Raw genomic sequence first — 24,336 nt, 5'->3', positions numbered from 1 at the left:
ATTCAGCGGCACCCTACTATTGGCTATTCTTCTTATTTCGGGCGGTCTGTTTCAGACTTTTAAGCGTTGGCGATATTATCGAAAGAAGGGCCGTTAGCGGCTTGGCCTCGCCCAAAGCCGCCCTTCCGCTAACCACCCATTTTTGTCATTCCCGCATAGGCGGGAATCCATCTCCTAACCTTGCATCGGTCCAACGCTGGAGAGATGGATCCCCGCCTCCGCGGGGATGACGTCATGAAACAGGTGGCCAGCTTCCACGCCAATTCAGCCCCCGCCTGGCTAAGCCCCCTTGTCCCCATAGACAAAGGCCCGCCGTCCCGACCGCAGCAGTACTTCGCGCCGGACATAGTCGACCTCATAGGCGTCGGCGCTCGCGACATCCGCTTCCGTCAGGCGAAACAGCAGCCCTTCCACCGCATCCTCGGGATCATCGCTCGGCTCGACCATCGGGTGCCAGCGCGTGCCACTCTTGGCGATCACGTCCGGGTCGCTGATCTCGATCATGCGCTGGCGATAGCCCGACATCGCGTCCGGCTCGCCCTGCACCAGCCGGTCGAACAGCGCCATCTGCACCTCGACCAGCCGCAGCGTGCCATAGGAAAATAGCAGTATTTCGGTCATCTGCGCGCTCCTCCGTTCAGCCCAGGGCCGCGTTGACGATGCGGATCTGGGTGAATTCCTCCACCCCGGCCAGTCCCTGGTGCCGGCCAATGCCCGATTGCTTGGCGCCGCCGATCGGCACGTCGAAGGGCAGATCGAACAGCCGGTTGACCCAGACCAGCCCGCTGTCGATCCGCGCCGCCATCGCCTGCCCGCGCGCCGCATCGGCGGTCCATACCGACGCGCCCAGCCCATAGGGACCGTCATTCACCCGGCGGACCAGTTCCGCCTCATCATCATAGGCGAGCAGCGGGATGATCGGCCCGAACTGCTCCTCGCGCACCAGCCGCGCATCGTCAGGCAGGTCGGTGACGATGGTCGGCGCAATATAATAGCCGCCCCCCTCGATCGCCACGCCGCCATGCAGCACCCGCCCCTGCGCCCGCACCTCCGCCAGCAGGTCGACCAGCCGCGCATATTGCGCCGCATTCTGCACTGGGCCGATCGTCGTGCCGACCGCCCGCCCGTCGCCGACCACCGCCCGCTGCGCACATTCGACCAGCGCCGCGCCCAGCGCCGGCATCAGCGCGCGCGGCGCATAGATGCGCTTGACACCCAGACAGACCTGCCCGGCATTGCCCATCGCCCCGTCGAACAGGATCGGCGCCACCGCCGCGACATCGGCATCGTCCAGCAGGATCGCCGGATCATTGCCGCCCAGTTCCAGCGTGAAGCGCTTCACCGTGTCGGCCGCCGCCGCCATCACTCGCCGCCCGGTCGCGGTCGATCCGGTGAAGCTGACATGGGCGATTCCCGGATGCGCCGTCAGCATCGGCCCGACATCGCCGGCATCGCCCAGCATCTGCACCACCCCGGCGGGGAAGATGTCGGCCGCCAGCGCGCCCAGCATCAATGTCGTCAGCGGCGTCGTCGGCGCGGGCTTGGCGATCACGACATTGCCCGCGATCAGCGCCGGCGCGAGCTTGAGCGCCAACAGCAGCAGCGGATAATTCCACGGCACGATCGCCGCGACAACGCCCAGCGGATGGCGCTGCTCGACCACGCGCTCGGCCGCGCTGTCCTTCAGCACCACCGGCTCCAGCCGCAGCCCGGCATGATAGCGCAGCGCCGCCACCGCCCCCTCTATCTCGCCCCGCGCCTCGGCCAGCGGCTTGCCCTGTTCCTGCGTCAGGAGCGCGGCGAAATCCGCGGCCCGGCCCTCCAGCGCATCGGCCAGCGCCGCAATCCGCGCACCACGTTCGGCAAAGTCCAGCGCGCGCCAGCCGGCAAAGGCCCGCTGCCCGGCCGCCACCGCCCGCTCCACCTGCGCCGCATCGGCACAGGGCGCGGCGGCAAAGACCTGCCCGTCCGCCGGATTGACAAGGTCGATCGCGCGCGCGCCATCGACCAGCTCACCATCGATAAGAAGCTGCATCCCGCCCCTCTACCGCAGCCATGCCATGCTGCAAGCCTGTCCTACAGTGATGCGATCCGCTAGACCCACTTCATAAGCGGCGACGTTCCGCATCGGGGGAGTATATGCACGCAAATCGCATTGGCGGCCTCGCCATCATGGCCATCCTTGCCTCGCTCACCGGGTGCCGGCAGCCAGTTCAGGACACTGCAACCCTGCAAGCGATTGAACGGGAAGCCAAAGCCTTGGCTGCGCGAACGCCCGCCAGCCAACAATTCGTGCCCAAAAGCCGTTGGCCACATCACATTGCGCAGCTCGATCCCATGAGCGTCACGGTTTCGCCTGATGGCGTCGATATTCTGACAAAGCCCTATTTTGACGGCGGCTGGGGCTATTTCATCACGCATGATAGCCGGAAAGGTCCGCCGTCAGGCCCACACTTCTCCAAGATTGGCCATGACATCTACTGGTATCAGCCCGATTGAAGGCCCGCATAGTCCTCGCTGCACGGCCCACAAAGGCGAGCAGGCCGGCGCGCAACAAGATTTCCTACATCTGTTCCAAAATATCAGAATGTGCAGGAAATATGCGAAGTTAAGCGGGGGATTTCCTATTTTTCCGCCGGCGCATCGACCCGGTCGCCATGGCTCTTGGGCGTCGAATTGACCAGGAAATCGACCGGCGCGCTGCTCCTGTTTTGCGCCCGGTGCGGCACACCCGGCGGCACTTCCAGCCCCTGGCCCGCTTTGAGCACATGGGTCACCCCGCCCGCCTCCAGCGTCAGTTCGCCCGACAGGACGTAGAAGAATTGCCGCGCTCGCTGATGATAATGGCGCACTTCCGCCCCGCCCGGCACGATCCGTTCCTGGATCACCGACATCTCGTCCCGCTTCACCAGATGCCAGCCATCATTGCTGCCGCCCCAGACATAATGTTCGGCATTGGTCCGGTCGATCGGCGCGATCGCGGTGTCGGGCGAGGCGCCGGGCGCGGCAGCGAGCAGCAGGGGCAAAAGCAATATCGTCATGCCCGTTCCAACGATCCGTCCTCGCCATCCCGCCATGCCACTGGCGCCCATGCGGCCTGCCCCCTATAGCGGAGCCATGGCATCGACCCAGAAGCAGAAGAAGGCGGCCCCGGCCCGCGCGAAAGTCCGTCCCGCCGGGTTCCCCACCCGGCAGCAGGTGATGGACTTCATCACCGAGTCCGACACCCCGGCGGGCAAGCGCGAAATCGCCAAGGCGTTCGGCCTCAAGGGGCAGGAAAAGATCGCCTTGAAGGCGCTGCTCAAGGACATGGCGGACGAGGGCCTGCTCGACATCGGCCCGGCCCGCGCCTTCCACAAGATGGGCGGCGTGCCCAAGGTGACGGTGCTGCGCATCGTCGATGTCGATGACACCACCCTGATCGCCACCCCCGAACGCTGGGAGGCCGAAGGCCAGCCCGCGCCTCGCATCCGCGTGGTCGAACGGGGCAAGCCCAAGTCTCGTTCAAGCGCGCTGACGATCGGCGACCGCATCCTCGCCCGCACCGAGGAAGCGGGCAAGGGCTGGCTCGCCCATCCGATGAAGAAGCTCGCCAAGGCGACCGAGATGCTGCTCGGCGTGGTCGAGGAAATGGCCGACGGCAAGCTGTGGCTGCGCCCGGTCGACAAGCGCATCCGCAAGGATACGCCGATCAGCGACATCGGCACCGCGAAGAAGGGCGACCTGGTCCTGGCCGAGCCGACCGGCCGCCCGCCGCGGATCAGCGCGCGCGTCACCGACATTCTCGGCGATCCCTTCGCCCCGCGCAGCTTCAGCCTGATCGCGATCCACAAGCATGGCATCCCCCATGTCTTCCCCGAAGCGGTGGAGGAGGAAGCGGTCACCGCATCGAAGCTGCCGCTGCATGAGGACAAGCGCGAGGATCTGCGCCATCTGCCGATCGTCGCGATCGACCCGGTCGATGCCCGCGACCATGACGATGCCGTCTGGGCCGCGCCGGACGAAGACCCGGCCAATGAAGGCGGCTTCAAGGCGATCGTCGCGATCGCCGATGTTAGCTATTATGTCCGCCCCGGCAGCGCACTCGACCGCGAGGCCCGCAAGCGCGGCAACAGCGTCTATTTCCCCGATCTGGTCGTGCCGATGCTGCCGCACCAGCTCTCGTCCGACATGTGCTCGCTGCGCGCCGGGCAGGACCGCGCCGCCATGGCCTGCCATCTGGTGATCGACGCGCAGGGCAAGGTGAAGAGCTTCCGCTTCTCCCGCGCCATCATCCGCGTCGCCGCCGTCCTCGCCTATGAGAATGCGCAGGCGGCGATCGATGCTCTTTCTTCCGTTCGCCCTGAGCCTGTCGAAGGGCAGGGCCGAGCCGAAGGCGAGGCTGCTTCGCCTGCGGCTCAGCAAGCGGCTTCGACTTCGCTCAGCCCGAACGGAGTGGATCTGGTGGAACATGCCCTGAAACCGCTCTGGGCCTGCTGGGCGCTGCTGCGCAAGGCCCGCGAAAAGCGCGATCCGCTTGCGCTCGACCTGCCCGAACGGCGCGTGGTCCTCGACGAATGGGGCAAGATCGTCAGCGTCGCGGTGCGCGAACGGCTCGATGCCCATATGCTGATCGAGGATTATATGATCGCCGCCAACGTCGCCGCCGCCAAGGCGCTGGAGGCGAAGAAGGCGCCGGTCATGTATCGCGTCCATGAAACGCCGGGCCGCGACAAGCTGGTCGCGCTCAAGGAATTTCTCGCCACCTTCGACATCGACTTCGCGCTCGGCCAGGTGATCCGTCCGTCCACCTTCAACCAGCTGATCAAGAAGGTCGGCGAGTCGGAGGAGAAGGAGCAGATCATGACCCAGATCCTGCGCTCCCAGACCCAGGCCTATTATGCGCCGCAGAATATGGGCCATTTCGGCCTGGCGCTCGGCAGCTACGCCCATTTCACCTCACCCATCCGCCGCTATGCCGACCTTCTGGTCCATCGCGCGCTGGTCGGCGCCTATGATCTCGAACTGCCCGCGCCCAAGGACAGGGCGATCCCCGACCGCTCCTCCCTCAGCCAGGAGGATTATGAGAATATGGGCCGGGTCGGCGAGATGATCTCGGGCCACGAACGCCGCGCGATGGAGGCAGAGCGCGAGACGATCGACCGCTATGTCGCCGCCTTCCTGTCGGCCCATGTCGGCGAAGTGGTGAAGGCGCGGATCACCGGGGTCCAGAATTTCGGCTTCTTCGCCACGGTCGAGGGGCTGGGCGGCGACGGCCTCGTGCCCGTCTCGACGCTGGGCGCCGAGCATTTCTTCTTCGACGAAGCGGGCAAGGCGCTGCAGGGCGTCGAAAGCGGCGACCGCTATACGGTGGGCCAGCGGCTTGAACTGCGCCTCGCCGAAGCCGATCCAATCAACGGCGCGCTGCGCTTCGAGCTGCCCGACAATCCGGCCCCGCGCGGCAGCCCGCTGAAACGCGACCGCACCCGCCCGAAGATCCACCGCGGCCGCCCCACCAACATCCGCCACATCGGCAGCAGCCGGGGCAAGCACAAGAAGCGCTAGGGGATGGGCGGCGGAGCGCTGCCGCCTCTGCCTACATCGTCATCCCCGCTTTTTTTTCACCGTCATTCCCGCGAAGGCGGGGATCCATCTCCCACCATAGTCCCGGCCGCGAGGTCCGGGGATGGACTACCGCTGTGCGCTCCGCGTCCCGCCTTCGCGGGAATGATCACCACAATAGATTGCGAACGATCCGGTTTCAGTTAAAGTTTCTGCATGTCGATCAGACTTCTTCGAGTTGACGTCTCCTTACGAGTGATATTCGCCTGGGGAGCGGCATTGCTGTTTCCCGGCCTATTATTTGGTTCGATTCTCATCGTACTCGCCGCCCTATCGATCCCACTATTGTTTCTTGCCGCAATCGTGGCCCTTTGGTTCGGTGGATCGATTGCCCGAAACCCCATGCTATGGTCGGCGGCAGCAATATTCGGCGCGCTAATCGTCGGCTGCGCCATCTATGGACGAGCGGGCCTCTTATCCCTCGTCATCAGTATGCCCGCTGCACTATTTTTCTGGATGTCGCTGCGCCTGTTTCCACTGCAGCAAAGTCAAGCATGAAGCCCAACACCCCGTTCACGCTTTGCGCCTGATCGAAATCCCCCACATCCCCTTCCCCCCATCGTCATCCGCGCCTATAGGCTGTGCCCCATGATCCTCGTCATCGACAATTATGACAGCTTCACCTGGAACCTGGTCCATTATCTGATGGAGCTGGGCGCCAAGGTAGAGGTCGTGCGCAACGACGCCATCTCGGCGGGCCAGGCCCTGTCGAGCGGGGCCAAGGCCTTCCTGCTGTCGCCCGGTCCCTGCACCCCCAATGAGGCGGGTGTCAGCCTGGATCTGGTCGCAGCCTGCGCCGATGCCGGCGCACCGCTGCTGGGCGTGTGCCTGGGCCATCAGGCGATCGGCCAGCATTTCGGCGGCAAGGTGGTGCGCGGCGGGCTGATGCACGGCAAGACCTCGCCTGTGCGTCATGACGGCACCGGCCTGTTCGCCGGCCTCCCCTCGCCCTTCACCGCGACCCGCTATCACTCGCTGATCGTCGAGGATATTCCGGCCGACCTGGTGGTCAACGCAACCAGCGAGGACGGTTCGGTCATGGGCTTCCGCCACGCGACCCTGCCGATCCATTCGGTCCAGTTCCACCCGGAAAGCATCGCGACCGAACATGGCCATGACATGCTGGCCAATTTCATGAAGATCGCCGGCATCCCGGTCCGCGAGCGCGAGGCCGCGTAAGCCTAGCTTCGCCGTTTCACTTCTTCCGTCATCCCGGACTTGATCCGGGATCCATTCAGCGCTCGCTCGCCAGCGTAGCGCCGAATGGATCCTGACTTCCGTCAGGATGACGAAAAGGGAAAAAGGCCGCAGCCGTGTCAGTGCGGCACCGCCCCCGTCTCCACCCCGGTCTTGTCGTGCAGGGCAAAGCGGTCGACGATGTCGGCGCTCGCCCGGTTATAGCCGACCACCTCGACCATGCGCCCTTCGCGCCGCAGCCGGGCGATGATCTTGCCGAGCGCGCCGACACCCGAAATATCCCAGAAATGCGCGCCCGACACGTCGATCAGCACATGGGTCGCGCTTTCCTCGCCGGTGAAGGCGCGGGTGAAGCGATCGACCGAGGCGAAGAAGATCTGGCCAGTGACGCGATAGGTCGCCCGACCATCGACCTCGCTGCGCTCCACCGCGAACATGCGCTGCACCTTCGCGGCAAAGAAGATGCCCGACAGCAGCACGCCGGTCAGCACGCCCAGCGACAGGTCGCGGGTCGCCACCACGACCACCACCGTCGCCAGCATGACGGCCGAGGAGGTCGGCGGATGGCGCCGCAGATTGGCGATCGAGGCCCAGCTGAAGGTGCCGATCGACACCATCACCATCACCGCGACCAGCGCAGGCATCGGGATGCGGCCAACCCACGGCCCCAGCACCGCCAGCAGGAACAGCAGGAAGGCGCCAGCGACGAAGGTCGACAGCCGCCCGCGCCCGCCGGACGTGACGTTGATCACCGACTGGCCGATCATCGCGCAGCCACCCATGCCGCCGAACAGGGACGCGACGATATTCGCCCCGCCCTGCCCCATGCATTCGCGCTGCTTGTCGCTGTCGGTGTCGGTCATGTCGTCGACGATCTGCGCGGTCAGCAGCGATTCGAGCAGGCCGACCGCCGCCATCGTCACCGAATAGGGCAAGATGATGCGCAGCGTCTCCCAGGTCAGCGGCACCTGCGGCAGGGCAAGGCTCGGCAGTCCTTCGGGCAGCCGCCCCATGTCGCCGACCGTATGGACCGGCAGGCCCAGGCCGATCGACAGCGCGCTCAGCAGCAAAATCGCGACCAGCGGCGCCGGCACCGCCTTGGTGATCCGGGGAAAGAGATAGATGATGGCCAGCCCCCCCAGCACCATCGCATAGGTCTGCCAGCCGACATTCGTCAGCTGCGGCAGTTGCGCCATGAAGATCAGGATCGCCAGCGCATTGACGAAGCCGGTGATGACCGATCGCGACACGAACTGCATCAGCAGGTCGAGCCGCAGCAGCCCGGCAATGATCTGCACCACCCCCATCAGGATCGTCGCGGCAAACAGATATTCGACGCCATGCTCGCGCACCAGCGGCCCGACCAGCACCGCGACGGCAGCGGTCGCGGCGGAGATCATTCCCGGTCGCCCGCCGATCAGGGCGATGGTGATGGCGATCGCCACCGAGGCATAGAGGCCGACGCGCGGATCGACCCCGGCGATGATGGAAAAGCCGATCGCTTCGGGGATCAGCGCAAGCGCAACGACGATGCCGGCCATGATGTCATGGCGCGCCGTCCGGGCGTCGCTGAACCATTGGCGGCGATAGCGGCTGAAAAATTGGGTCATGTCGAAAATCCACATCAGGTCACATGGCGCCGACGCGGGCGCAGTCTCGATAAACATGTGTGATGTTGTCCGGCGGATCGGCGGCCGGAATAGCCACCCGGAATTTCACCGGGTCCATGCGAATGGCGGCCTTCTACAGCCCTGCCCCGCCAATGCAACCCCGGCTCGGCCCGCGCCCTCGCCCGGACGCCCTACGGCGATATACTGTGGGAGGCCGGGTGGGGGCGCGGGCCGGTGCGGCACCGAAAATGCGCCCTTCCGCGCATTTTCCAAGAAAGCCCTATCCCTCGCCGAACAGCGCCCGCTGCGAACTCTCGATCTCCTCGAAATAGCGCCGCCGCGCATGTTTCTCGGTCAGCACGCCCAGCACCAGCCCGCTTTCGTCCACCACCGCCAGCTCGTCCGCCGCCGCCTTGTCGAAAAGGGGCAGGATCGCGCGGATATCCGCGTCGGCGCGCAGCGCAATATCGGCCATTATTGCCAGCGGCGCGATCGGTGCATCCTCCGCCAGTTCGGGGCGATAGGCGGCTGCCGTCGGCACGATGCCGCGATAGCCGCCCGCACCGTCGATCATGATCGCCTTGCTCGCCGACCCCAGCGGCACCAGCGCGCGAAACTGGCCGACGCTCATCGTGTCAGGCACCGACACCCAGTCGCGCCGCATCATCCGCCCGGCGGTCAGGTTCATCACCCAGCCAATGTCGCGCGGGCTGCGGATGGTCGATCCGCGCAGATGCAGCCGCCAGGTGGAGAAGGAATAGCCGAACATTTCCCGCGTCACCGCGCTCGACAGCAGCGACGCGGTCAGCACCACGCCCATCAGCTGGAAATCATGGGTCGTCTCCAACATCAGCAGCCCCAGCGTCATCGGCCCGCCGACGATCGCGACGCTCAGCGCCGCCATCCCCACCAGCGCCGCATCATTGGGGTCGAGCGACCAGCCGATCCCGACAAGGTCGACGATCTGCGCGAAAATCTGCCCCGCCAGCGATCCCAGGAACAGCGACGCAAAGAACAGCCCGCCGCGAAAGCCGAAGCTCAGCGAAATCACCGACGCCGCGATCTTGAGGCACAGGATCATCAGCAGCACGGTCCAGTCGGGCTGCAGGATAAGGTTGAGGTGCAACGCGCCATGGCCCGCCGACAAGGTCTGCGGCGTCAACCAGGCGAGCGGCATCAGCAGCACGCCGCCGATCACCGGCCGCCACCGCCCCGGCCAGGCCCAGCCCTGCACCCGCAGCTCGGCAAAGGTCACCATGCGCATGATGAGGATGCCCAGCCCTGCGCAGAGCAGGCCCAGCAGCGCATAAAGAAGATAGTCCGCCGTTCCCAATATCCGGTCCGCCGTGGTCGCGATCAGCCAGGGTTCGACGCCCAGCGCGCGGGTCACGAACGCCGCGCTCAAAGCCGCCGCCACCACCGGCGCAATCGCGGCCGGCGTATAATGGCCGATCACGATCTCGAACGCATAGAAGGCGCCGGCCAGCGGCGCGCCGAAGGCCGCGCCCACGCCTGCCCCCGCGCCCGCGCCGACTAGGGTGCGCAGATCATTGCGCCGCAGCTTCAGCCATTGCCCCAGCAGCGACGCGACGCCGCCGCCCATCTGCGCATAGGCCGCCTCCAGCCCGACCGAGGCGCCCGCTCCGTTCGACAAGACCGTCTGCCCGGCGATCACCAGATTGTCGGCCATCGGGATGCGCCCGCCATGCAGGGCATTGGCCTCCACCACGTCGATCAGCGGCCGTTGCCGCCGGCGCAGCAGCCGCGCCAGCAGCACCAGCGCCAGCCCGCCCAGCGGCAGGCCCAGCAGCCGCCAGGGATGGCGGATCTCGCCCAACGCGCTCAGCCGGTTGATGCTGACGCCATAGAGCAGTCCCTGAATGCCGTGCGCCATCAGCTGCAATAGGTTGGTGATCAGCCCCGCCGCTACGCCCGCCAGCACGGCGAGCAGGATGAAGGCCGCCTCGCTCTCGCGCAACCGGCGGCGCTGGCGGATGGCAAGGCTCCAGAACAGGGTCGACCAGGATCGGCGCATGGCTTTCCCGACAACGCCCCTTTGGCGCCGGCGTCAAGCCAATTGCCGGGTCACGCAACAAAATTCCAATTGGCGGGCAAATAGCATGTCGCCCTCGACTTTCGCGCGCGGCCGGGACTAAAGGCTTGGGCCATGACCCTGTTGCCCGATCCCAGCGCGCCCCTGGCCGCCGACGAAGCCGCCCGCGCCTTCGACCTGCTGTTCGACGCCGACCTGTCGGACGAGGCGATTGCCGGCTTCCTCGTCACCATGGCGCGGCGCGGCGAGACTGCGACGGAAATCGCCGCCGCCGCCCGCGCGATGCGCGCCCGGATGATCCCGGTCGATGCCCCCGAAGGCACGATCGACGTCTGCGGCACCGGCGGCGACGGCCATCATACGCTCAACGTTTCGACCGCCGTCAGCCTGGTGGTTGCGGCCGCCGGCGTACCGGTCGCCAAGCATGGCAATCGCGCCGCCTCGTCCAAGGCGGGGGCCGCCGACACGCTAGAAGCATTGGGCCTTGACCTCGATCGCGCCGCCGCCACGGCCGAATCGACGCTCAAGGATCTCGGCATCTGCTTCCTGTTCGCGCAAAATTATCATCCTGCGCTCAAGCGCCTCGGCCCGATCCGCCGGTCGATCGGCGAACGCACCATCTTCAACCTGATGGGGCCGCTCGCCAATCCCGCCAATGTCCGCCGCCAACTGGTCGGCATCGCCCGCCCTGCCTATGTCCCCATCTATGCCGATGCGCTCGGCCAGCTGGGCGCCACCCATGCGATGATCGTGTCGGGCGACGAGGGGCTCGACGAACTCTCGCTCGCTGGCGGCAACGACATTGCCGAGGTGACGGCCGACGGCGTGGTCGCGATGCGCCGCCTGACCGCCGCGGACCTCGGCCTCTCGACCCATCCCGTCACCGCCATTCGCGGCGGCGACCCGGCCCATAATGCCGCGGCGCTGCGTGCCCTGCTCCAGGGCGAGGCCGGCGCCTATCGCGACGCCGTGCTCCTCAATGCCGCCGCCGCTTTGGTGGTCGCTGACGCCGCCCATGATTTCCAGGAAGGCGTCGAACAGGCCGCCGAAGCGATCGACAACGGCCTTGCCAACGCGCTCCTCAATTGCTGGATTGCCTATCAATGACCAACAAGCTCATCGAAATCTGCGATTTCAAGCGCGAGGATGTCGCCCGCCGCAAGGCTGCGACCACGATCGCATCGCTCCACGCCCGCGCCAGCGAGCAGACCCCGCCGCGCGGTTTCCGCAGGGCGCTGGACGATGCCGCCCGTTCGGGCTTCGGCCTGATCGCCGAGGTTAAGAAGGCCAGCCCGTCCAAGGGGCTGATCCGCGCCGATTTCGATCCGCCGGCCCATGCCGTCGCCTATGCTGCCGGTGGCGCTGCCTGCCTCTCGGTGCTGACTGACGAGCCCTATTTCCAGGGCCATGACGATTATCTGATGGCCGCCCGCTCGGCCTGCGCCCTGCCGGTGCTGCGCAAGGATTTCATCGTCGATCCCTGGCAGATCCTCGAAAGCCGCGCGCTCGGCGCCGACGCGATCCTGATCATCGTCGCCGCGCTGGAAGATAGCCAGATGCAGGAGATCGAGGACGCCGCGCTTGGCCTTGGCATGGACGCCCTGATCGAAGTGCATGACGAGGCCGAACTGGAGCGCGCGCTCAAGCTCCGCTCGCGCCTGATCGGCGTCAACAACCGCGATCTGCGCGATTTCAGCGTCGATTTCGCCCGCACTTATGAGCTGGTCGGCAGGGCGCCGGACGGCTGCACCTTCGTCGCCGAAAGCGGCCTTGGCTCGCATGCCGACCTCAGCTCCATGGCCGATCATGGCGTGCGCTGCTTCCTGGTCGGCGAAACCCTGATGCGCCAGGCCGATGTCGAGGCCGCGACCCGCAACCTGCTGACCGGGGCATGACCGGCCTCACCCATCTTGATGAAGACGGTGCCGCCCGCATGGTCGATGTCTCGGCCAAGGCGGTGACCGCGCGCGAAGCGGTGGCCGCCGGGCGCATCACGATGGCGGCCGACGCCGCCCAGGCGATCGCCGCCGGCCTCGTCAAGAAGGGGGACGTACTGGCCGTCGCCCGCGTCGCCGGCATCATGGCGGCCAAGCGCACCGCCGAACTGATCCCGCTCTGCCATCCAATCCCGCTGAGCGCCGTCACCATCGACTTCGCCCTCCACGACGATGGCGTCACCGTCACCGCGACCGCGCGCACCGCCGGCCAGACCGGGGTAGAAATGGAGGCGCTGACCGCCGCCACCGCCGCCTTGCTCACCGTTTACGACATGGCCAAGGCACTCGATAAGGGCATGATAATCGGCGATGTTCGCCTGCTCGCCAAGCGTGGCGGCAAGTCGGGCGACTGGACCGCGCCGGAGAGCAGCGACCGATGAGCCTGATGCCGGTCGCGGACGCGCAGGCGCGGCTCCTTGCCCTCGCCGATCCGTTGCCGGCCGAACATGTGCCCGTATCCGCCTGCGCCGGTCGCTGGCTCGCCACCGACATCAGCGCGCGCCGCGACCAGCCCTGGGCCGATCTTTCCGCGATGGACGGCTATGCCGTGCGCGCATCCGAAGGCGCCGGGCCGTGGCAGCTGGTCGCGACCAGCAGCGCGGGCGACGCCGATATCCCGGCCCTGCAACCGGGCCAGGCCTGCCGCATCTTCACCGGGGCGCCCTTGCCGGCCGGCGCCGACGCGATCCTGATCCAGGAAAATGCCACGCGCGACGGCGACAAACTGACCGCGCATGACGGCATACTGACGCCCGGCAGGCATGTCCGCCCGCTCGGCTCAGATTTCCGCGCCGGCACGCCGCTGGTCAGCGCCGGTAACCGCCTCACGCCCGGCCAGATCGCGCTCGCCGTGCTGGGCGGCCATGGCAGCCTTCCCGTCGGCGCCCGGCCGCGTGTCGCTTTGCTCTCGACCGGCAATGAACTTGTTCCCCCCGGCGCGCCGACGCCGTCGGGCTATCTCCCCTCGTCCAACGCGCCGATGCTCGCTGCCCTGCTCGCCGCCCTGCCCTGCGACGTGATCGACCTTGGCATCGTGCCCGACGATCTCGCCGCCATGACGCAGGCGCTGGAACAGGCGGCACAGGCCGACATCATCGTCTCGACCGGCGGCGCCTCGGTCGGCGACCATGACTATGTCCGCCCCGCCTTCGCGGCGGCCGGCGGCACGCTCGATTTCTACAAGATCGCGATGCGGCCCGGCAAACCGCTGATGGCCGGGCGTCTCGGCAACGCAATCTTCCTCGGCCTGCCGGGCAATCCGGTCTCCGCTTTCGTCACCGGCACCCTCTTCCTCTGCCCGCTGGTCCGCCATCTCGCCGGATCGCGCGCGCCGCTGCCGCCGGTCGTGCAGGCCCGCCTTGCCGCGTCGCTTGGCGCAACGGCGGAACGCGACGATTATCTGCGCGCCTATCGCGCCGCCGACGGCATCGTCTCGGTCACCGCGCAGGACAGCGCCGCCACCGCCGCCATGGCGCTGGCCGACTGTCTGATCCGCCGGCCGGCCGGCTCAGCCCCCGCCATTGCCGGCGACATGGTCGACATCATTCCGCTGACCGCCTGACTATCTGACTGCCTGGCCGGCAAAAGCGGCGCATGGTTTAACGCGCTTGACTTGCCCCTTTCCGTTTCCTATGCGTTCTTCATTCGTTCCATGGAGGACCGCCGATGTTGACGCCCAAGCAGCAGGAATTGCTGAGCTTCATTCAGACCCGGCTGGAAGAAGGCGGGGTGTCCCCTTCGTTCGAGGAGATGAAGGACGCGCTCGACCTGCGCTCCAAGTCCGGCATCCACCGGCTGATCAACGCGCTGGAGGAACGCGGCTTCATCCGACGCCTGCCCAACCGCGCCCGCGCGCTCGAAGTGCTCAAGCTGCCCGAGGCGATGCATCGCGCGCCTGCACCAGCCGTCCCGACGCCCAAGATATCGGCTCCGGCCGTGCTGCTGCCGACCGCCGCCAATGACGTGATCGAAATCCCGCTGCACGGCCGCATCGCCGCCGGCGTCCCGATCGAGGCGATGGAAAGCCACACCATGCTCTCCGTCCCCGCCGCCTTGCTCGGCTCGGGCGACCATTATGCCCTCGAAGTGTCGGGGGACTCCATGATGGAGGCCGGCATTCTCGACGGCGACTTCGCGCTGATCCAGCGCACCGATGTCGCGCGCGAAGGCCAGATCGTCGTCGCCCTGATCGACGACGCTGAAGCCACGCTCAAATATTTCCGCCGCGAAGGCGCGCGCGTCCGGCTCGATCCCGCCAATGCCGCCTATGAACCGCAGATCTATGATCCGCGCCAGGTCCGCATCCAGGGCAAGCTCGCCGGCCTGCTGCGCCGCTACAACTGACCGGCTGTTCGGGGCCGGCGGCGCACGATCCACGGATGCGCGTCTCCGGGCCGATGGACGGTGTGAACTTTGCCGCTTTCAAGGCCAATCGACAGGCCGCCGGTGCGCGACAGCAGCCGGCGGTCGATCTTCATCCAGCGCGGCCGGCACCACCAGGGCAGCCCCCGATCGCTGATGACGATATCGGCCGCCGCGCAGTCCCGCTCCAATATCGGCCGATCGACCAGCATCGCATTGCGCGTCACCAGCAAATGCCAGTCGCGCCCGTCCCGTGGCAACGTCACCGCACATAGATCAGTCGAACAGCGCGCCTGCTTCATCGTCGCGATCGCCTCCAGCGTCCCGTCATAGCCCGCGCTCTCGCTCAGCACGTCGCGGACATACTCACCCGCCCCCTCGCGCAGCAGCGCCATCGTCCCCGCTGGTGTCAGCACCGCGACATGCCGCCCGTCGCCGGTCACCACGATATCGGGCGGCGCCAGCAGCGCGATGCCGGCCAGGCCGATCGCGACCGGCCCCAGCCCCAGCCAGCGCCAGCGACTGCGCCAGAGCAGGCACCAGAGACCTCCCACCAGGATGACCGCGAACAGCCCGCCCGGCACCGCCGGCGCCAGCATCACCGCCATCGGGCTCGCCGCCACGCCATGCGCCACCGCTAGCAACAGCGCGATCGCCTTGGCCGTGAGCCACCAGAAGGGCGCGCCCAGCCCGACGAGGTCGAAGCACAGCGCCAGCGCCTCCAGCGGCATGATGACGAAGGTGGTGAGCGGGATCGCGACCAGATTGGCCACCGCGCCCAGCAATCCAGCCTTGTGAAAATGGTAAAGCGCGATCGGCGCCAGCACCAGTTCGATGGCAAGGCCCGTCATCAGCATCGCCGCCACCGTCCGCCCGGCCTTGCGCGGCAAAGGCTCGTCCCGCGCCATCGCAAACGCCTTGAACCGCCGATGCTCGCCCAGCGCCACCAGCGCGACCACGGCGGCAAAGCTCATCTGGAAGCTCGGGCCGATCAGCGCCTCTGGCCAGAAGACCAGCACCACCAGCGCCCCGGTCGCCACCAGCCGCAGGGTGATCGCCTCGCGCCCCAGCGCCAGCCCGCCCAGCACCAGCAGCGCCGCGATGCAGGATCGCACCGTCGGCACCTCCGCGCCGGTCAGCAGCGTATAGCCGATCCCCGCCAGCGCGCCGCCCGCCGCCGCGATCAGCATCAGCGGCCAGTCCAGCGCCGCGCGCGGGATCAGCGCCAGCAAGCGCAACAGCAGGAATATCACCGCCCCGATCAGCGCCGTCACATGCAGCCCGCTGATCGACAGAAGATGGGCAAGGCCACTGCGCCGCATCGCCTCCGCATCCGTTTCGGCAATCGCGCCCTGGTCGCCGGTCGCCAGCGCCACCGCAATCCCCGCCGATGCGCCCGCCACCTGTCCGCCGATATGATCGAACAGCCGCGCCCGCAGCGTCGGCCCCTCGCGCGCCTGTTCCACCACCTCGACCGGCGCCAGCGCCCGCCCGGTCGCCCCGATCCCCTGGAAATAGGCGCGTCGCGCGAAGTCGAACGCCCCCGGCACGCTCGGCGGCGCGGGCGGCATCAGCCGCACGCGAAAGCGCAGCACCGCCCCCTTGCCCAGCCCTTCGGGCACATCCGCCTCCGCGATATTCACCCGGATCGCCGCGGGCAGCGCCGGCGCCTCGATCGGCCGCAGCCCCACCCGCACCATCTGCTGTGCCGGCAGCTTGGCCACCGCCGTCACCGTGCCGGTCACCTGTGCGAATATGGGACGGGCCAGCGGCGGCTGACCCAGCCATGTCGCCTTGCCCCAAACCAACAGACAACCAATGCAGGCCAGCAGCCCGCCCGCCACCAGCATGTGCCGCAATCGCGCGCCCACCGGCAGCAACAGCGCCAGACAGGCCAGCCCCAGCGCCCCGCAGCAACAGGCCAGCCATTGTGCCGGCCCCGGCAGCACGAACCAGCCGGCAATGCCCGCGCCCAGCGCCACCGGCACCCACAAGGCGAGCTGTTCGCGCTCCACCTCCAGCCATTGTTCGATCCGCGCAAATCCATTGTGCGCAATACGCACCGTCCTGCGCCCAACGGACGTTTGTCGTGGCTCAAAAGCCATGCTAGGGGGCGTCGCATCCATGGATCAGGCAGGAAGAATGTCAGCGAATATGACGGCAAGTGCAACGGGATTGAACAAGCAGGTGGTGACCCGTTTCGCCCCGTCGCCAACGGGCTTCCTGCATATTGGCGGCGCCCGCACCGCGCTGTTCAACTGGCTGTTCGCGCGCCATCATGGCGGCAAGTTCCTGCTCCGCATCGAGGATACGGATCGCGCCCGCTCCACCGAGGAAGCCGTGGCCGCCATTTTCGACGGTCTGGAATGGCTGAACCTGGGCGGCGATGAGCCCGCCGTGTTCCAGTTCGAGCGCACCCCGCGCCATGCCGAGGTCGCCAACCAGCTGCTCGCCAATGGTCATGCCTATCGCTGCTATGCGACGCAGGAAGAGCTGGCCGAGCTGCGTGAACAGCAGCGCGCCGCCAAGCAGCCGATGCGCTATGACGGCCGCTGGCGCGACCGTTCGCCGGAGGAAGCGCCCGAAGGCGCGCCCTTCGTCATCCGCATCAAGGCCCCTCGGACCGGCGAAACCGTGATCGAGGATGCGGTGCAGGGCCGCGTCGTGGTGCAGAATGCCGAGCTGGACGACATGATCCTGCTCCGGTCGGATGGCACCCCCACTTATATGCTGGCCGTCGTGGTCGACGACCATGACATGGGCGTCACCCATGTCATTCGCGGCGACGACCATCTCAACAACGCTTTCCGCCAACTCGCCATCATCAAGGCGATGGGCTGGGAAGAGCCGGTCTATGGCCATATCCCGCTGATCCACGGGTCGGACGGCGCAAAGCTGTCGAAGCGCCACGGTGCGCTCGGCGTCGACGCCTATCGCGACGAGATGGGGATGCTGCCCGAAGCGGTGCTCAACTATCTGCTGCGCCTGGGCTGGGGCCATGGCGATGAGGAGATCATCTCGATCGAGCGCGCCATCGACCTGTTCGATATCGACGGCGTCGGCCGCTCGCCCTCGCGCTTCGACATCAAGAAGCTGGAAAATCTGAACGGCCATTATCTGCGCGAGGCCGATGAGGCGCGCCTGGCCGCTCTGGTCGCCCCGCGCGTTGAGTCGCGTCTTGATACGCAACTGAATGACGCTCAGCGCGATATTTTGACCCAGGCGATGGTTTCGCTCAAGCCGCGGGCCAAGACGCTTAACGAAATTGCAGAAGGCGCGGAGTTTCTGTTCAAATCTTGCCCGCTCGATTTTGACGAGAAGGCGTCTGCTCTGCTAGATGAACCCGCGCGTGAGCTGCTGAAAAAGACAGCCGACGCTCTCCAGCCCGTCCAGTCCTGGACGGTTGAAGCGATCGATGAAGTGATACGCCGCGTGGCAGAGGATGCGGGGCTTGGCCTGGGCAAGGTGGCACAGCCGCTTCGTGCGGCGCTCACCGGGCGCACGGTCTCGCCGGGTATTTTTGATGTCCTCTTCCTTCTGGGGAAAGAGGAAAGCTTGAAGCGACTGACCGCTGCGGGGCACGTGGTGGCCGGTTGACGGCAGTTAAGGAGAAAAACATGTCGGATAATAATGCCAGTTTGACCGTTGGCGGAGAGGCCAAGGACTATGCCATCATGGATGGTACCGTCGGTCCCCAGGTCATCGACGTTCGCAAGCTCTACGCCAACACCGGCATGTTCACCTACGATCCGGGCTTCACCTCGACCGCCAGCTGCGAGTCGGGCCTGACCTATATCGATGGCGACGCCGGCGTGCTGCTGCATCGTGGCTATCCGATCGGCCAGCTCGCCGAACAGTCCAGCTTCATGGAAGTCTGCTATCTGCTGCTGAACGGCGAACTGCCGTCGGCCAAGGAACTGGCCGAGTTCACCAACACCATCACGCGCCACACCATGGTGCATGAACAGCTGACCGCCTTCTTCCGCGGCTTCCGTCGTGACGCCCACCCGATGGCGATCATGGTCGGCGTCGTCGGCGCCCTGTCGGCCTTCTATCATGATTCGACCGACATCAACGATCCGGAACAGCGCCGCATTGCGAGCCACCGCCTGATCGCCAAGATGCCGACGATCGCTGCGATGGCGTACAAATATTCGGTGGGTCAGCCCTTCGTCTATCCGCGCAACGACCTCAGCTACACCGCCAACTTCCTGAACATGACCTTCTCGGTCCCGGCGGAAGACTATAAGATCGATCCGATCGTCGTCGACGCGATGGACAAGATCTTCACCCTGCATGCCGACCATGAGCAGAACGCGTCGACCTCGACCGTGCGTCTCGCCGGTTCGTCGGGCGCCAATCCCTTCGCCTGCATCGCGGCCGGCATCGCCTGCCTGTGGGGCCCGGCACATGGCGGCGCGAACGAAGCCGCGCTCAACATGCTGCGCGAAATCGGCACCGTCGATCGCATTCCGGAATATATCGCCCGCGCCAAGAACAAGGACGATCCGTTCCGCCTGATGGGCTTTGGCCATCGCGTCTACAAGAATTACGATCCGCGCGCGACCGTGATGCAGAAGACCGCGAAGGACGTGCTGGAGAAGCTGGGCGTCAACGACCCGATCTTCGACGTCGCCAAGGAACTGGAGCAGATCGCCCTCAACGATCCCTACTTCATCGAGAAGAAGCTCTACCCGAATGTCGACTTCTATTCGGGCGTGATCCTCTCGGCGATCGGCTTCCCGACCGAAATGTTCACCGTGCTCTTCGCCCTCGCCCGCACCGTGGGCTGGGTGGCGCAGTGGAACGAAATGATCTCGGACCCAGCACAGAAGATCGGCCGTCCGCGTCAGCTCTACACCGGCCCGACGCAGCGCGACTATGTCGCCGTCGACAAGCGCTAAGACGCGGTCACAGAGACAAGAGGAACGGCGCCCCATCGGGCGCCGTTTTTCGTTGGGGCTCAGCCGGCTACCCCTGCACAGACATAGATCCAGGCCGGCACCCGCCCCTGATCGGTAACAACATCGATCGCGACACGGCGATAGTCCGTCCCCTCAAATGCATCGAGCCGCGCCCAATGCGCCGGCAGGTCGGACGAGCGGAACAGCTGGACCGGCACCGCCGCGCCGCCCTCGTCGGGAATGAAGGCGGGAAAGCCCATCGACGCGGCCCAGCCGTGCGCGACCAGATGGCCGGTCACATGCCCTGCCTGCCAATGGCCCTGCAGTTGCGCCAGTTGATGATGATTGGCCCGTCCGGGCGCCAGCGTGCCATAGGTGGCCAGGCAATGCGATCTGTCCATGCCACCACCCTATCGGGGCAGCATCGGCCGGACAAACAAGCGCTCTTTATCTCATATAAGCGCGATCGCGCGCCCGTCAGTCGTGCACCGGCAGCGTCAGGATGAAGCGCGCGCCCTCGCCCGGCGTGCCGCCAACGCTGATGTCGCCACCCATCGCCCGCGCCAGCTTGCGCGAGATATAGAGGCCCAGCCCGCTACCGCCGGGATCGTCACGTCCCAGCCGCTCGAACTTGTCGAAAATCTTCTCGCGATCCTCCAGCGCCACGCCCGCCCCCTGGTCGATCACCAGCACCCGTGCCTGCCGATGCTCCCGCTCCACGACGATGCGCACCTGCGATCCCTCGGGCGAATAGCGCACCGCATTGCCGACCAGATTGACCAGTATCTGCAGCACGCGGCGGAACTCGCCCCTCGCCATCAATATCTGGTCGGCATCCGGGCAATGGATCTTGATGTGCCTATCCAGCGCCTTGACCGTCAGCAGGCCGCCGGCTCGCCGGCCCAGGTCGGCGAGGTCGACATCCTCGATGATCACGCCGAAATCGGGCCGGTCGATCGCCTGCAGATCCGCCAGATCGTCGACCAGCGCCATCAGGTGACGGCCAGCGGTCGCGATATCATTGGCATAATCGGCATAATCGGGCCGCAGCGGCCCTTCCAGTTGCGCGCCGATCGTGTCCGCATTCGCGATGATCCGCCCCAGCGGCTGGCGCAGCGATCGATCAAGCCGCTTGCCGAACTCACCGGGATAGAGCGACAATTGCGTCGTATCCGCCCGCGCCAGCGCCGGCGGTCGTTCGATCGGACAGGCCTTGCCGCGATAGCCGACCAGATGGCCGGCCAGGTCGAACAGCGGGAAGCCCGCCAGCCGCACATGCTGTTCGGGATCATGCACCAATGTCGCGACCTGATCGCGGAAGGCACGGCGCTGGGTGAAGCCGCGCAGGATCGCCATGTCGCCCTCACCATCGCTCTGCAGCTCGAAATAGCTGGAGAAACGGCTACCCGGCAGGGGCGGCTGCGTCGGCAATGCGCCCTGCCGGTCGGTCCCGGCAATTGCCATCTGGAACTGCAACTGGGTGTCGATCTGCCAGGTCCAGCCATCGGCCAGCGCCGCCAGATCGGCCTCGCGCCGGCTATGATCGCCGGTATTGGCGAGCGGCGGCCGCTCGCTCCAGTCGACCACCGCCAGCGACACGATGCGCCCGTCCGGCCCTTCGTCGCTGCGCGCCCGCACCCACATGTCGATATCGCCTCGCTCGGCGGCCGCGACCACCGGCCGCGATACGGTGACACCCAATCGCGCCGCCAGCCGCACCACGGCGGCCAGTTGCGGAATGGCGAGCGGCCCCAGCAGATCGCTCCCCGCCTCCCGCTGCAAGGCGAGCAGCGGCGCATCGGCACTCAGAAGCGTGCCGTCCGCCGATGCCGTTGCCCGGACGATGGAGGGGTGGAGCGTCATGTTCATCCGGTGACGCGCCGCAAATGATCGAGCTTCGCGCGGAAGGCGGCCGGCGCGCGCAGGGCGCCCACCACGGCTTCCGCCTTCACGTCGCTCAGCAATTGATATTGGTCGGCCTCGGCCACGATCACCGCGTCCGACAGGCCCGGCCGCACCGGCCGCAGCGCCAGCAGCAGATGGCGATAATCCGCCCCGGTTCCGCCCAGCGCCCGGCACAGTGTTGCCACCTGCATCACCGGCCCCATGATCAATATGTCCGTCACCTGTGCGGTGCCAAGGCGCAGCCGTCGACCGGCCAGCGCCGCAAACAACAGGAAACGCCGCTGCCCAAGCGCCGCGCCCAGAAGGTCGGGCGCATCGGCCTGCGGCCCCAGCCGGCGCACCAGCTGGTCGGCCGCCGCGATCGGGCCATTGCTTTCGTCATGACTGGCAAGCAGCGCCCAGCCCGCCCGCTCGAACGCGCCGAGCAATTGATTGTCGGGCTCCAGCGCGGTCCGCTGCACCACCGCCGCCAGACAGGCCGCAGCCGTCCATACCAGTTCGGCGAAATGTTCGGCCGGCAGATCGGGCCGCATCGGCTGATCCTCGCCCCCCATCGCCTGCCACTGCCCCTCAGCCAGCGCCAGCGCGACGATCGCGTCACCAATTTCGGGATCATCCGACGACAGGATCGACTCGGCCTCGGGCTGTTCCGGCGGCTCGCCATCAGGGCGCCCGATCTGCCGCAGCAACAGGCTCACCCCCGCACGCATCTGCATATGGGCCAGCAAGGCCGGTCCCAGCAGGGTCGGCTGCGCACAGATGGTCGGCCAGCACAGCCCATCGGGCCAGCGCCCCAGCGCCGCGGCAATTGCGGGATCACCCGCCAGGCTCAGCCGCAGCGCAGTCTCGATCGCAGTCAGGCATCCGCCCAGATGACGGCGGGTCTCGGCGATCAGCGCATCATGGCGCGCCCGGTCCTCGACGGGAAAGAAAAAGGCGAGATCAATCGCATGGCCGACGGGCACGGCCGACATGCCGGCCATGACATGTGCCATGGGCCAGCTGTCCGCCATGATGGATCCGGCAAGGGACGTGTGGGCGCTCATGCAAGGCAGCATAACCCCACGTCGTTAAAATGCACTAAACCCTGACAGCAAAATCAACGATCTCGATGCGACAAAAATCATCCGCCCCGACGCAACAGGATGATCGCCCCGATCGATCCGATCGCCGCCAGCATGGCAACGTCGAAACCAAATGCCTCCGCCCCCGTCAACAAGGCTGCCAGCAGTACCAGCAACGCGGTGCCCGGCGTGAAGATCATCCAGGGGCGCGCCGCCCCGGTCCGGCGCCAGCGATCGGCAACCGTGATGATGCCCAGCAGCAACGCCAGATAGTTGGGCACCATCCCGCTACCCGACAGCATCACGCCGATCAGCGCCAGCCCCGGCGCCAGAAAGGCGATCCAGCCGCTCGGCGGCCGGCGCAGCGCCATTTCATCGAGCCGATCGGCCAGTTCCGCCAGCAGCAGCGCCAGCAGCAACAGGCTGAGCCCGGTGCCCGGCCAGCCCAGTTCCAGCGGCATCAGCGCAATGCCGGCCAGCGCGATCGAACCGATCCGCACCTGCATCGCGGGCACCTGGCTGCGCATCAATGCGGGGCCGAGCAGCCGGGCGAGCGGCCCGAACAGATAATGTTCGATCCCGCCCCGGCTGGACGATCCCGATCGCGTCCCGGTCGACATCACCGCCTGCGCGGCGAGGTCCGCCTGTTCCTGCCCGTCGACCAGCGCAACTCGGCCTTCCAGCAGATCATCCTGCGGCACGGTGATTCGCACCGCACCGCCCTGCACCGCCGATCGCACCAGCGTCAGCGCCAGATCCCAGTCGCCGATCATGTCCAGCGTGCCGAACAGCAGCGCAGGATTGATCCGCGCCAGCCCGGCCCAGCGCTGGCCCGCATCGATCCGCTCGAACGGCGCACTGGCGCGGCTGTCGTCGGTGACCAGCAAAGCATTGCCCGCCTGCCCCGCCAGCGCGTCATAATGGCCCTGCGCCACCACCGCGCCATCGGCCACCAGCAGCACATCGGCGTCACGCGGCGCATCGCGCACCATCGACACCATGTCGCGGATCAGGGCGACGGCAATGCCGTCCGCGCTCAGCCGGTCGACCGCCTGCGAAATGGCCGGCGTGATGACGCTGACCAGGATCATGATCCGGTCCGCACCGGCCCGGACCGCCTGTCGCGCCTGATATTCGACCAGCGTCTGGCCGGCGAAATGCAGGGTGGCGCGAAGCGCTGCAGGCGAATCACTTGAAGCCCGGCTGGCACTGAGAATGGCCGCGAATGTCATATTGTCTGGAAACCGACCCGTTTTGATTGCGACGATCTTCTTGCAAGCCGAACGACGCAGCGCAAGCAGGCGCTTTCAAATCACCGGTTTCAGCCCTGCTGGAGCAGTGCGATCGTGCTGCGCAAACGCTGCAAGGCGCGCGGATCGCCCGGCGCGGCCTCGACCGCCTCGTCCGCCAGCGCCATCAGGCTGGTCAGGCCGAAACTCGCCGCCAGGCCTTTCAAACGCCAGGCCGCCAATTCCCAATTGGCGTCGCAGCGCGCCCGGCTCATCAGGTCGAGATGGCGCTCCGCGCTTTCAAGGAAAGCCACGCGCAGATCGGCGATCAGCACCGCGTCTTCGCCGACGGCGGCGGCCAATGCCGCATTAAGAGCGCCAGGATCATAGGACATGGGGACGGAAGCTATCGAAA

General features: G+C 66.7%; 22 protein-coding genes and 1 other annotated feature. Of the genes, 11 read left to right on the top strand and 11 right to left on the bottom strand.

The features are described from left to right. Positions 1 to 279: 279 nt before the first annotated feature. Entirely contained in the window at positions 280 to 621 is a 342-nt protein-coding gene (locus BRX37_RS05295; RefSeq protein WP_125985815.1) for a gamma-glutamylcyclotransferase family protein, read from the bottom strand. A 16-nt stretch (positions 622 to 637) separates the two neighbouring features. Further along, a complete protein-coding gene (locus BRX37_RS05290; protein ID WP_125985814.1) occupies positions 638 to 2,035 on the bottom strand; it encodes an aldehyde dehydrogenase family protein in 1,398 nt (465 codons plus the stop codon). Between the two features lie 137 nt (positions 2,036 to 2,172). Between BRX37_RS05290 and BRX37_RS05285 the strand changes: the two genes are divergently transcribed. Then, a complete protein-coding gene (locus BRX37_RS05285; RefSeq protein ID WP_164522417.1) occupies positions 2,173 to 2,499 on the top strand; it encodes a hypothetical protein in 327 nt (108 codons plus the stop codon). Positions 2,500 to 2,624: 125 nt separating this feature from the next. Here the strand turns inward: BRX37_RS05285 and BRX37_RS05280 are convergent, their stop codons facing one another. Continuing rightward, positions 2,625 to 3,092 carry a cupin domain-containing protein gene (locus tag BRX37_RS05280; protein WP_125985812.1) on the bottom strand — a complete coding sequence of 156 codons (468 nt, stop codon included), beginning with the start codon at positions 3,090 to 3,092 and terminating at the stop codon, positions 2,625 to 2,627. 25 nt (positions 3,093 to 3,117) lie between these two features. On the opposite strand from BRX37_RS05280, the gene BRX37_RS05275 reads away from it, so the two are divergent. From BRX37_RS05275 to BRX37_RS05265, 3 genes are all read left to right on the top strand, one after another. Continuing rightward, positions 3,118 to 5,544 carry a ribonuclease R family protein gene (locus BRX37_RS05275; protein ID WP_125985811.1) on the top strand — a complete coding sequence of 809 codons (2,427 nt, stop codon included), beginning with the start codon at positions 3,118 to 3,120 and terminating at the stop codon, positions 5,542 to 5,544. A 213-nt stretch (positions 5,545 to 5,757) separates the two neighbouring features. Then, the gene (locus BRX37_RS05270) at positions 5,758 to 6,099 is read left to right on the top strand and encodes a hypothetical protein (RefSeq protein ID WP_125985810.1); all 342 of its coding nucleotides are present in this window, start codon (positions 5,758 to 5,760) and stop codon (positions 6,097 to 6,099) included. Positions 6,100 to 6,189: 90 nt separating this feature from the next. Then, the gene (locus BRX37_RS05265; RefSeq protein WP_007708936.1) at positions 6,190 to 6,780 is read left to right on the top strand and encodes an anthranilate synthase component II; all 591 of its coding nucleotides are present in this window, start codon (positions 6,190 to 6,192) and stop codon (positions 6,778 to 6,780) included. A gap of 137 nt (positions 6,781 to 6,917) precedes the next feature. Here the strand turns inward: BRX37_RS05265 and BRX37_RS05260 are convergent, their stop codons facing one another. Together BRX37_RS05260 and BRX37_RS05255 are read right to left on the bottom strand one after the other, a co-directional pair. Next, positions 6,918 to 8,408, bottom strand: coding sequence for a SulP family inorganic anion transporter (locus BRX37_RS05260; protein ID WP_125985809.1), 1,491 nt, complete (start codon positions 8,406 to 8,408; stop codon positions 6,918 to 6,920). Between the two features lie 63 nt (positions 8,409 to 8,471). Beyond that, positions 8,472 to 8,527, bottom strand: a sequence feature (sul1 is cis-regulatory element that is thought to sense ions involved in sulfur or methionine metabolism; They are found in Alphaproteobacteria). 161 nt (positions 8,528 to 8,688) lie between these two features. Continuing rightward, positions 8,689 to 10,443, bottom strand: coding sequence for a chloride channel protein (locus BRX37_RS05255; protein ID WP_125985808.1), 1,755 nt, complete (start codon positions 10,441 to 10,443; stop codon positions 8,689 to 8,691). A 132-nt stretch (positions 10,444 to 10,575) separates the two neighbouring features. Between BRX37_RS05255 and trpD the strand changes: the two genes are divergently transcribed. The 5 genes from trpD to lexA all read left to right on the top strand — a co-directional run bounded on the left by trpD (position 10,576) and on the right by lexA (position 14,801). Beyond that, positions 10,576 to 11,568 carry an anthranilate phosphoribosyltransferase gene (trpD, locus tag BRX37_RS05250; protein ID WP_125985807.1) on the top strand — a complete coding sequence of 331 codons (993 nt, stop codon included), beginning with the start codon at positions 10,576 to 10,578 and terminating at the stop codon, positions 11,566 to 11,568. After that, positions 11,565 to 12,356: an indole-3-glycerol phosphate synthase TrpC gene (trpC, locus tag BRX37_RS05245; protein ID WP_125985806.1), complete on the top strand. Its 792-nt coding sequence runs from the start codon at positions 11,565 to 11,567 to the stop codon at positions 12,354 to 12,356. Before trpD ends, trpC begins: the two co-directional genes overlap by 4 nt. Next, positions 12,353 to 12,838 carry a cyclic pyranopterin monophosphate synthase MoaC gene (moaC, locus tag BRX37_RS05240; RefSeq protein ID WP_125985805.1) on the top strand — a complete coding sequence of 162 codons (486 nt, stop codon included), beginning with the start codon at positions 12,353 to 12,355 and terminating at the stop codon, positions 12,836 to 12,838. The genes trpC and moaC overlap by 4 nt, the downstream gene beginning before the upstream one ends. Further along, a complete protein-coding gene (locus BRX37_RS05235; protein ID WP_125985804.1) occupies positions 12,835 to 14,019 on the top strand; it encodes a molybdopterin molybdotransferase MoeA in 1,185 nt (394 codons plus the stop codon). The genes moaC and BRX37_RS05235 overlap by 4 nt, the downstream gene beginning before the upstream one ends. A gap of 104 nt (positions 14,020 to 14,123) precedes the next feature. Then, positions 14,124 to 14,801 (top strand): transcriptional repressor LexA, encoded by a 678-nt coding sequence (gene lexA / locus BRX37_RS05230; protein WP_125985803.1) that lies wholly within the window; start codon positions 14,124 to 14,126, stop codon positions 14,799 to 14,801. On the opposite strand, the gene BRX37_RS05225 is transcribed toward lexA, so the two are convergent. Next, positions 14,792 to 16,924 (bottom strand): ComEC/Rec2 family competence protein, encoded by a 2,133-nt coding sequence (locus BRX37_RS05225; RefSeq protein WP_206434121.1) that lies wholly within the window; start codon positions 16,922 to 16,924, stop codon positions 14,792 to 14,794. The genes lexA and BRX37_RS05225 overlap by 10 nt on opposite strands. Before the next feature lie 49 nt (positions 16,925 to 16,973). Here BRX37_RS05225 and gltX point away from each other — a divergent pair, with 49 nt between their 5' ends. Both gltX and gltA read left to right on the top strand, forming a co-directional pair. Next, positions 16,974 to 18,416: a glutamate--tRNA ligase gene (gltX, locus tag BRX37_RS05220; RefSeq protein ID WP_318276611.1), complete on the top strand. Its 1,443-nt coding sequence runs from the start codon at positions 16,974 to 16,976 to the stop codon at positions 18,414 to 18,416. 20 nt (positions 18,417 to 18,436) lie between these two features. After that, positions 18,437 to 19,723: a citrate synthase gene (gene gltA / locus BRX37_RS05215; RefSeq protein ID WP_125985801.1), complete on the top strand. Its 1,287-nt coding sequence runs from the start codon at positions 18,437 to 18,439 to the stop codon at positions 19,721 to 19,723. Between the two features lie 59 nt (positions 19,724 to 19,782). On the opposite strand, the gene BRX37_RS05210 is transcribed toward gltA, so the two are convergent. The 5 genes from BRX37_RS05210 to BRX37_RS05190 form a co-directional block, all read right to left on the bottom strand. Then, positions 19,783 to 20,124, bottom strand: coding sequence for a gamma-glutamylcyclotransferase family protein (locus BRX37_RS05210; RefSeq protein ID WP_125985800.1), 342 nt, complete (start codon positions 20,122 to 20,124; stop codon positions 19,783 to 19,785). A gap of 76 nt (positions 20,125 to 20,200) precedes the next feature. Further along, positions 20,201 to 21,592 carry a sensor histidine kinase gene (locus tag BRX37_RS05205; RefSeq protein WP_125985799.1) on the bottom strand — a complete coding sequence of 464 codons (1,392 nt, stop codon included), beginning with the start codon at positions 21,590 to 21,592 and terminating at the stop codon, positions 20,201 to 20,203. Next, positions 21,589 to 22,674, bottom strand: a complete 1,086-nt coding sequence (locus BRX37_RS05200; RefSeq protein WP_017500594.1) for a DUF2336 domain-containing protein — start codon at positions 22,672 to 22,674, stop codon at positions 21,589 to 21,591. The genes BRX37_RS05205 and BRX37_RS05200 overlap by 4 nt, the downstream gene beginning before the upstream one ends. Before the next feature lie 77 nt (positions 22,675 to 22,751). Continuing rightward, positions 22,752 to 23,924: a hypothetical protein gene (locus BRX37_RS05195; protein ID WP_125985798.1), complete on the bottom strand. Its 1,173-nt coding sequence runs from the start codon at positions 23,922 to 23,924 to the stop codon at positions 22,752 to 22,754. A gap of 89 nt (positions 23,925 to 24,013) precedes the next feature. Next, entirely contained in the window at positions 24,014 to 24,316 is a 303-nt protein-coding gene (locus BRX37_RS05190; RefSeq protein ID WP_037511783.1) for an Hpt domain-containing protein, read from the bottom strand. Positions 24,317 to 24,336 lie beyond the last annotated feature (20 nt).

The organism is Sphingomonas sp. S-NIH.Pt3_0716, from assembly GCF_003950715.1.
In the GTDB taxonomy this organism is placed as follows: Bacteria; Pseudomonadota; Alphaproteobacteria; order Sphingomonadales; family Sphingomonadaceae; genus Sphingobium; species Sphingobium yanoikuyae_A.
This window is presented reverse-complemented; position numbering and strand designations above follow the sequence as displayed.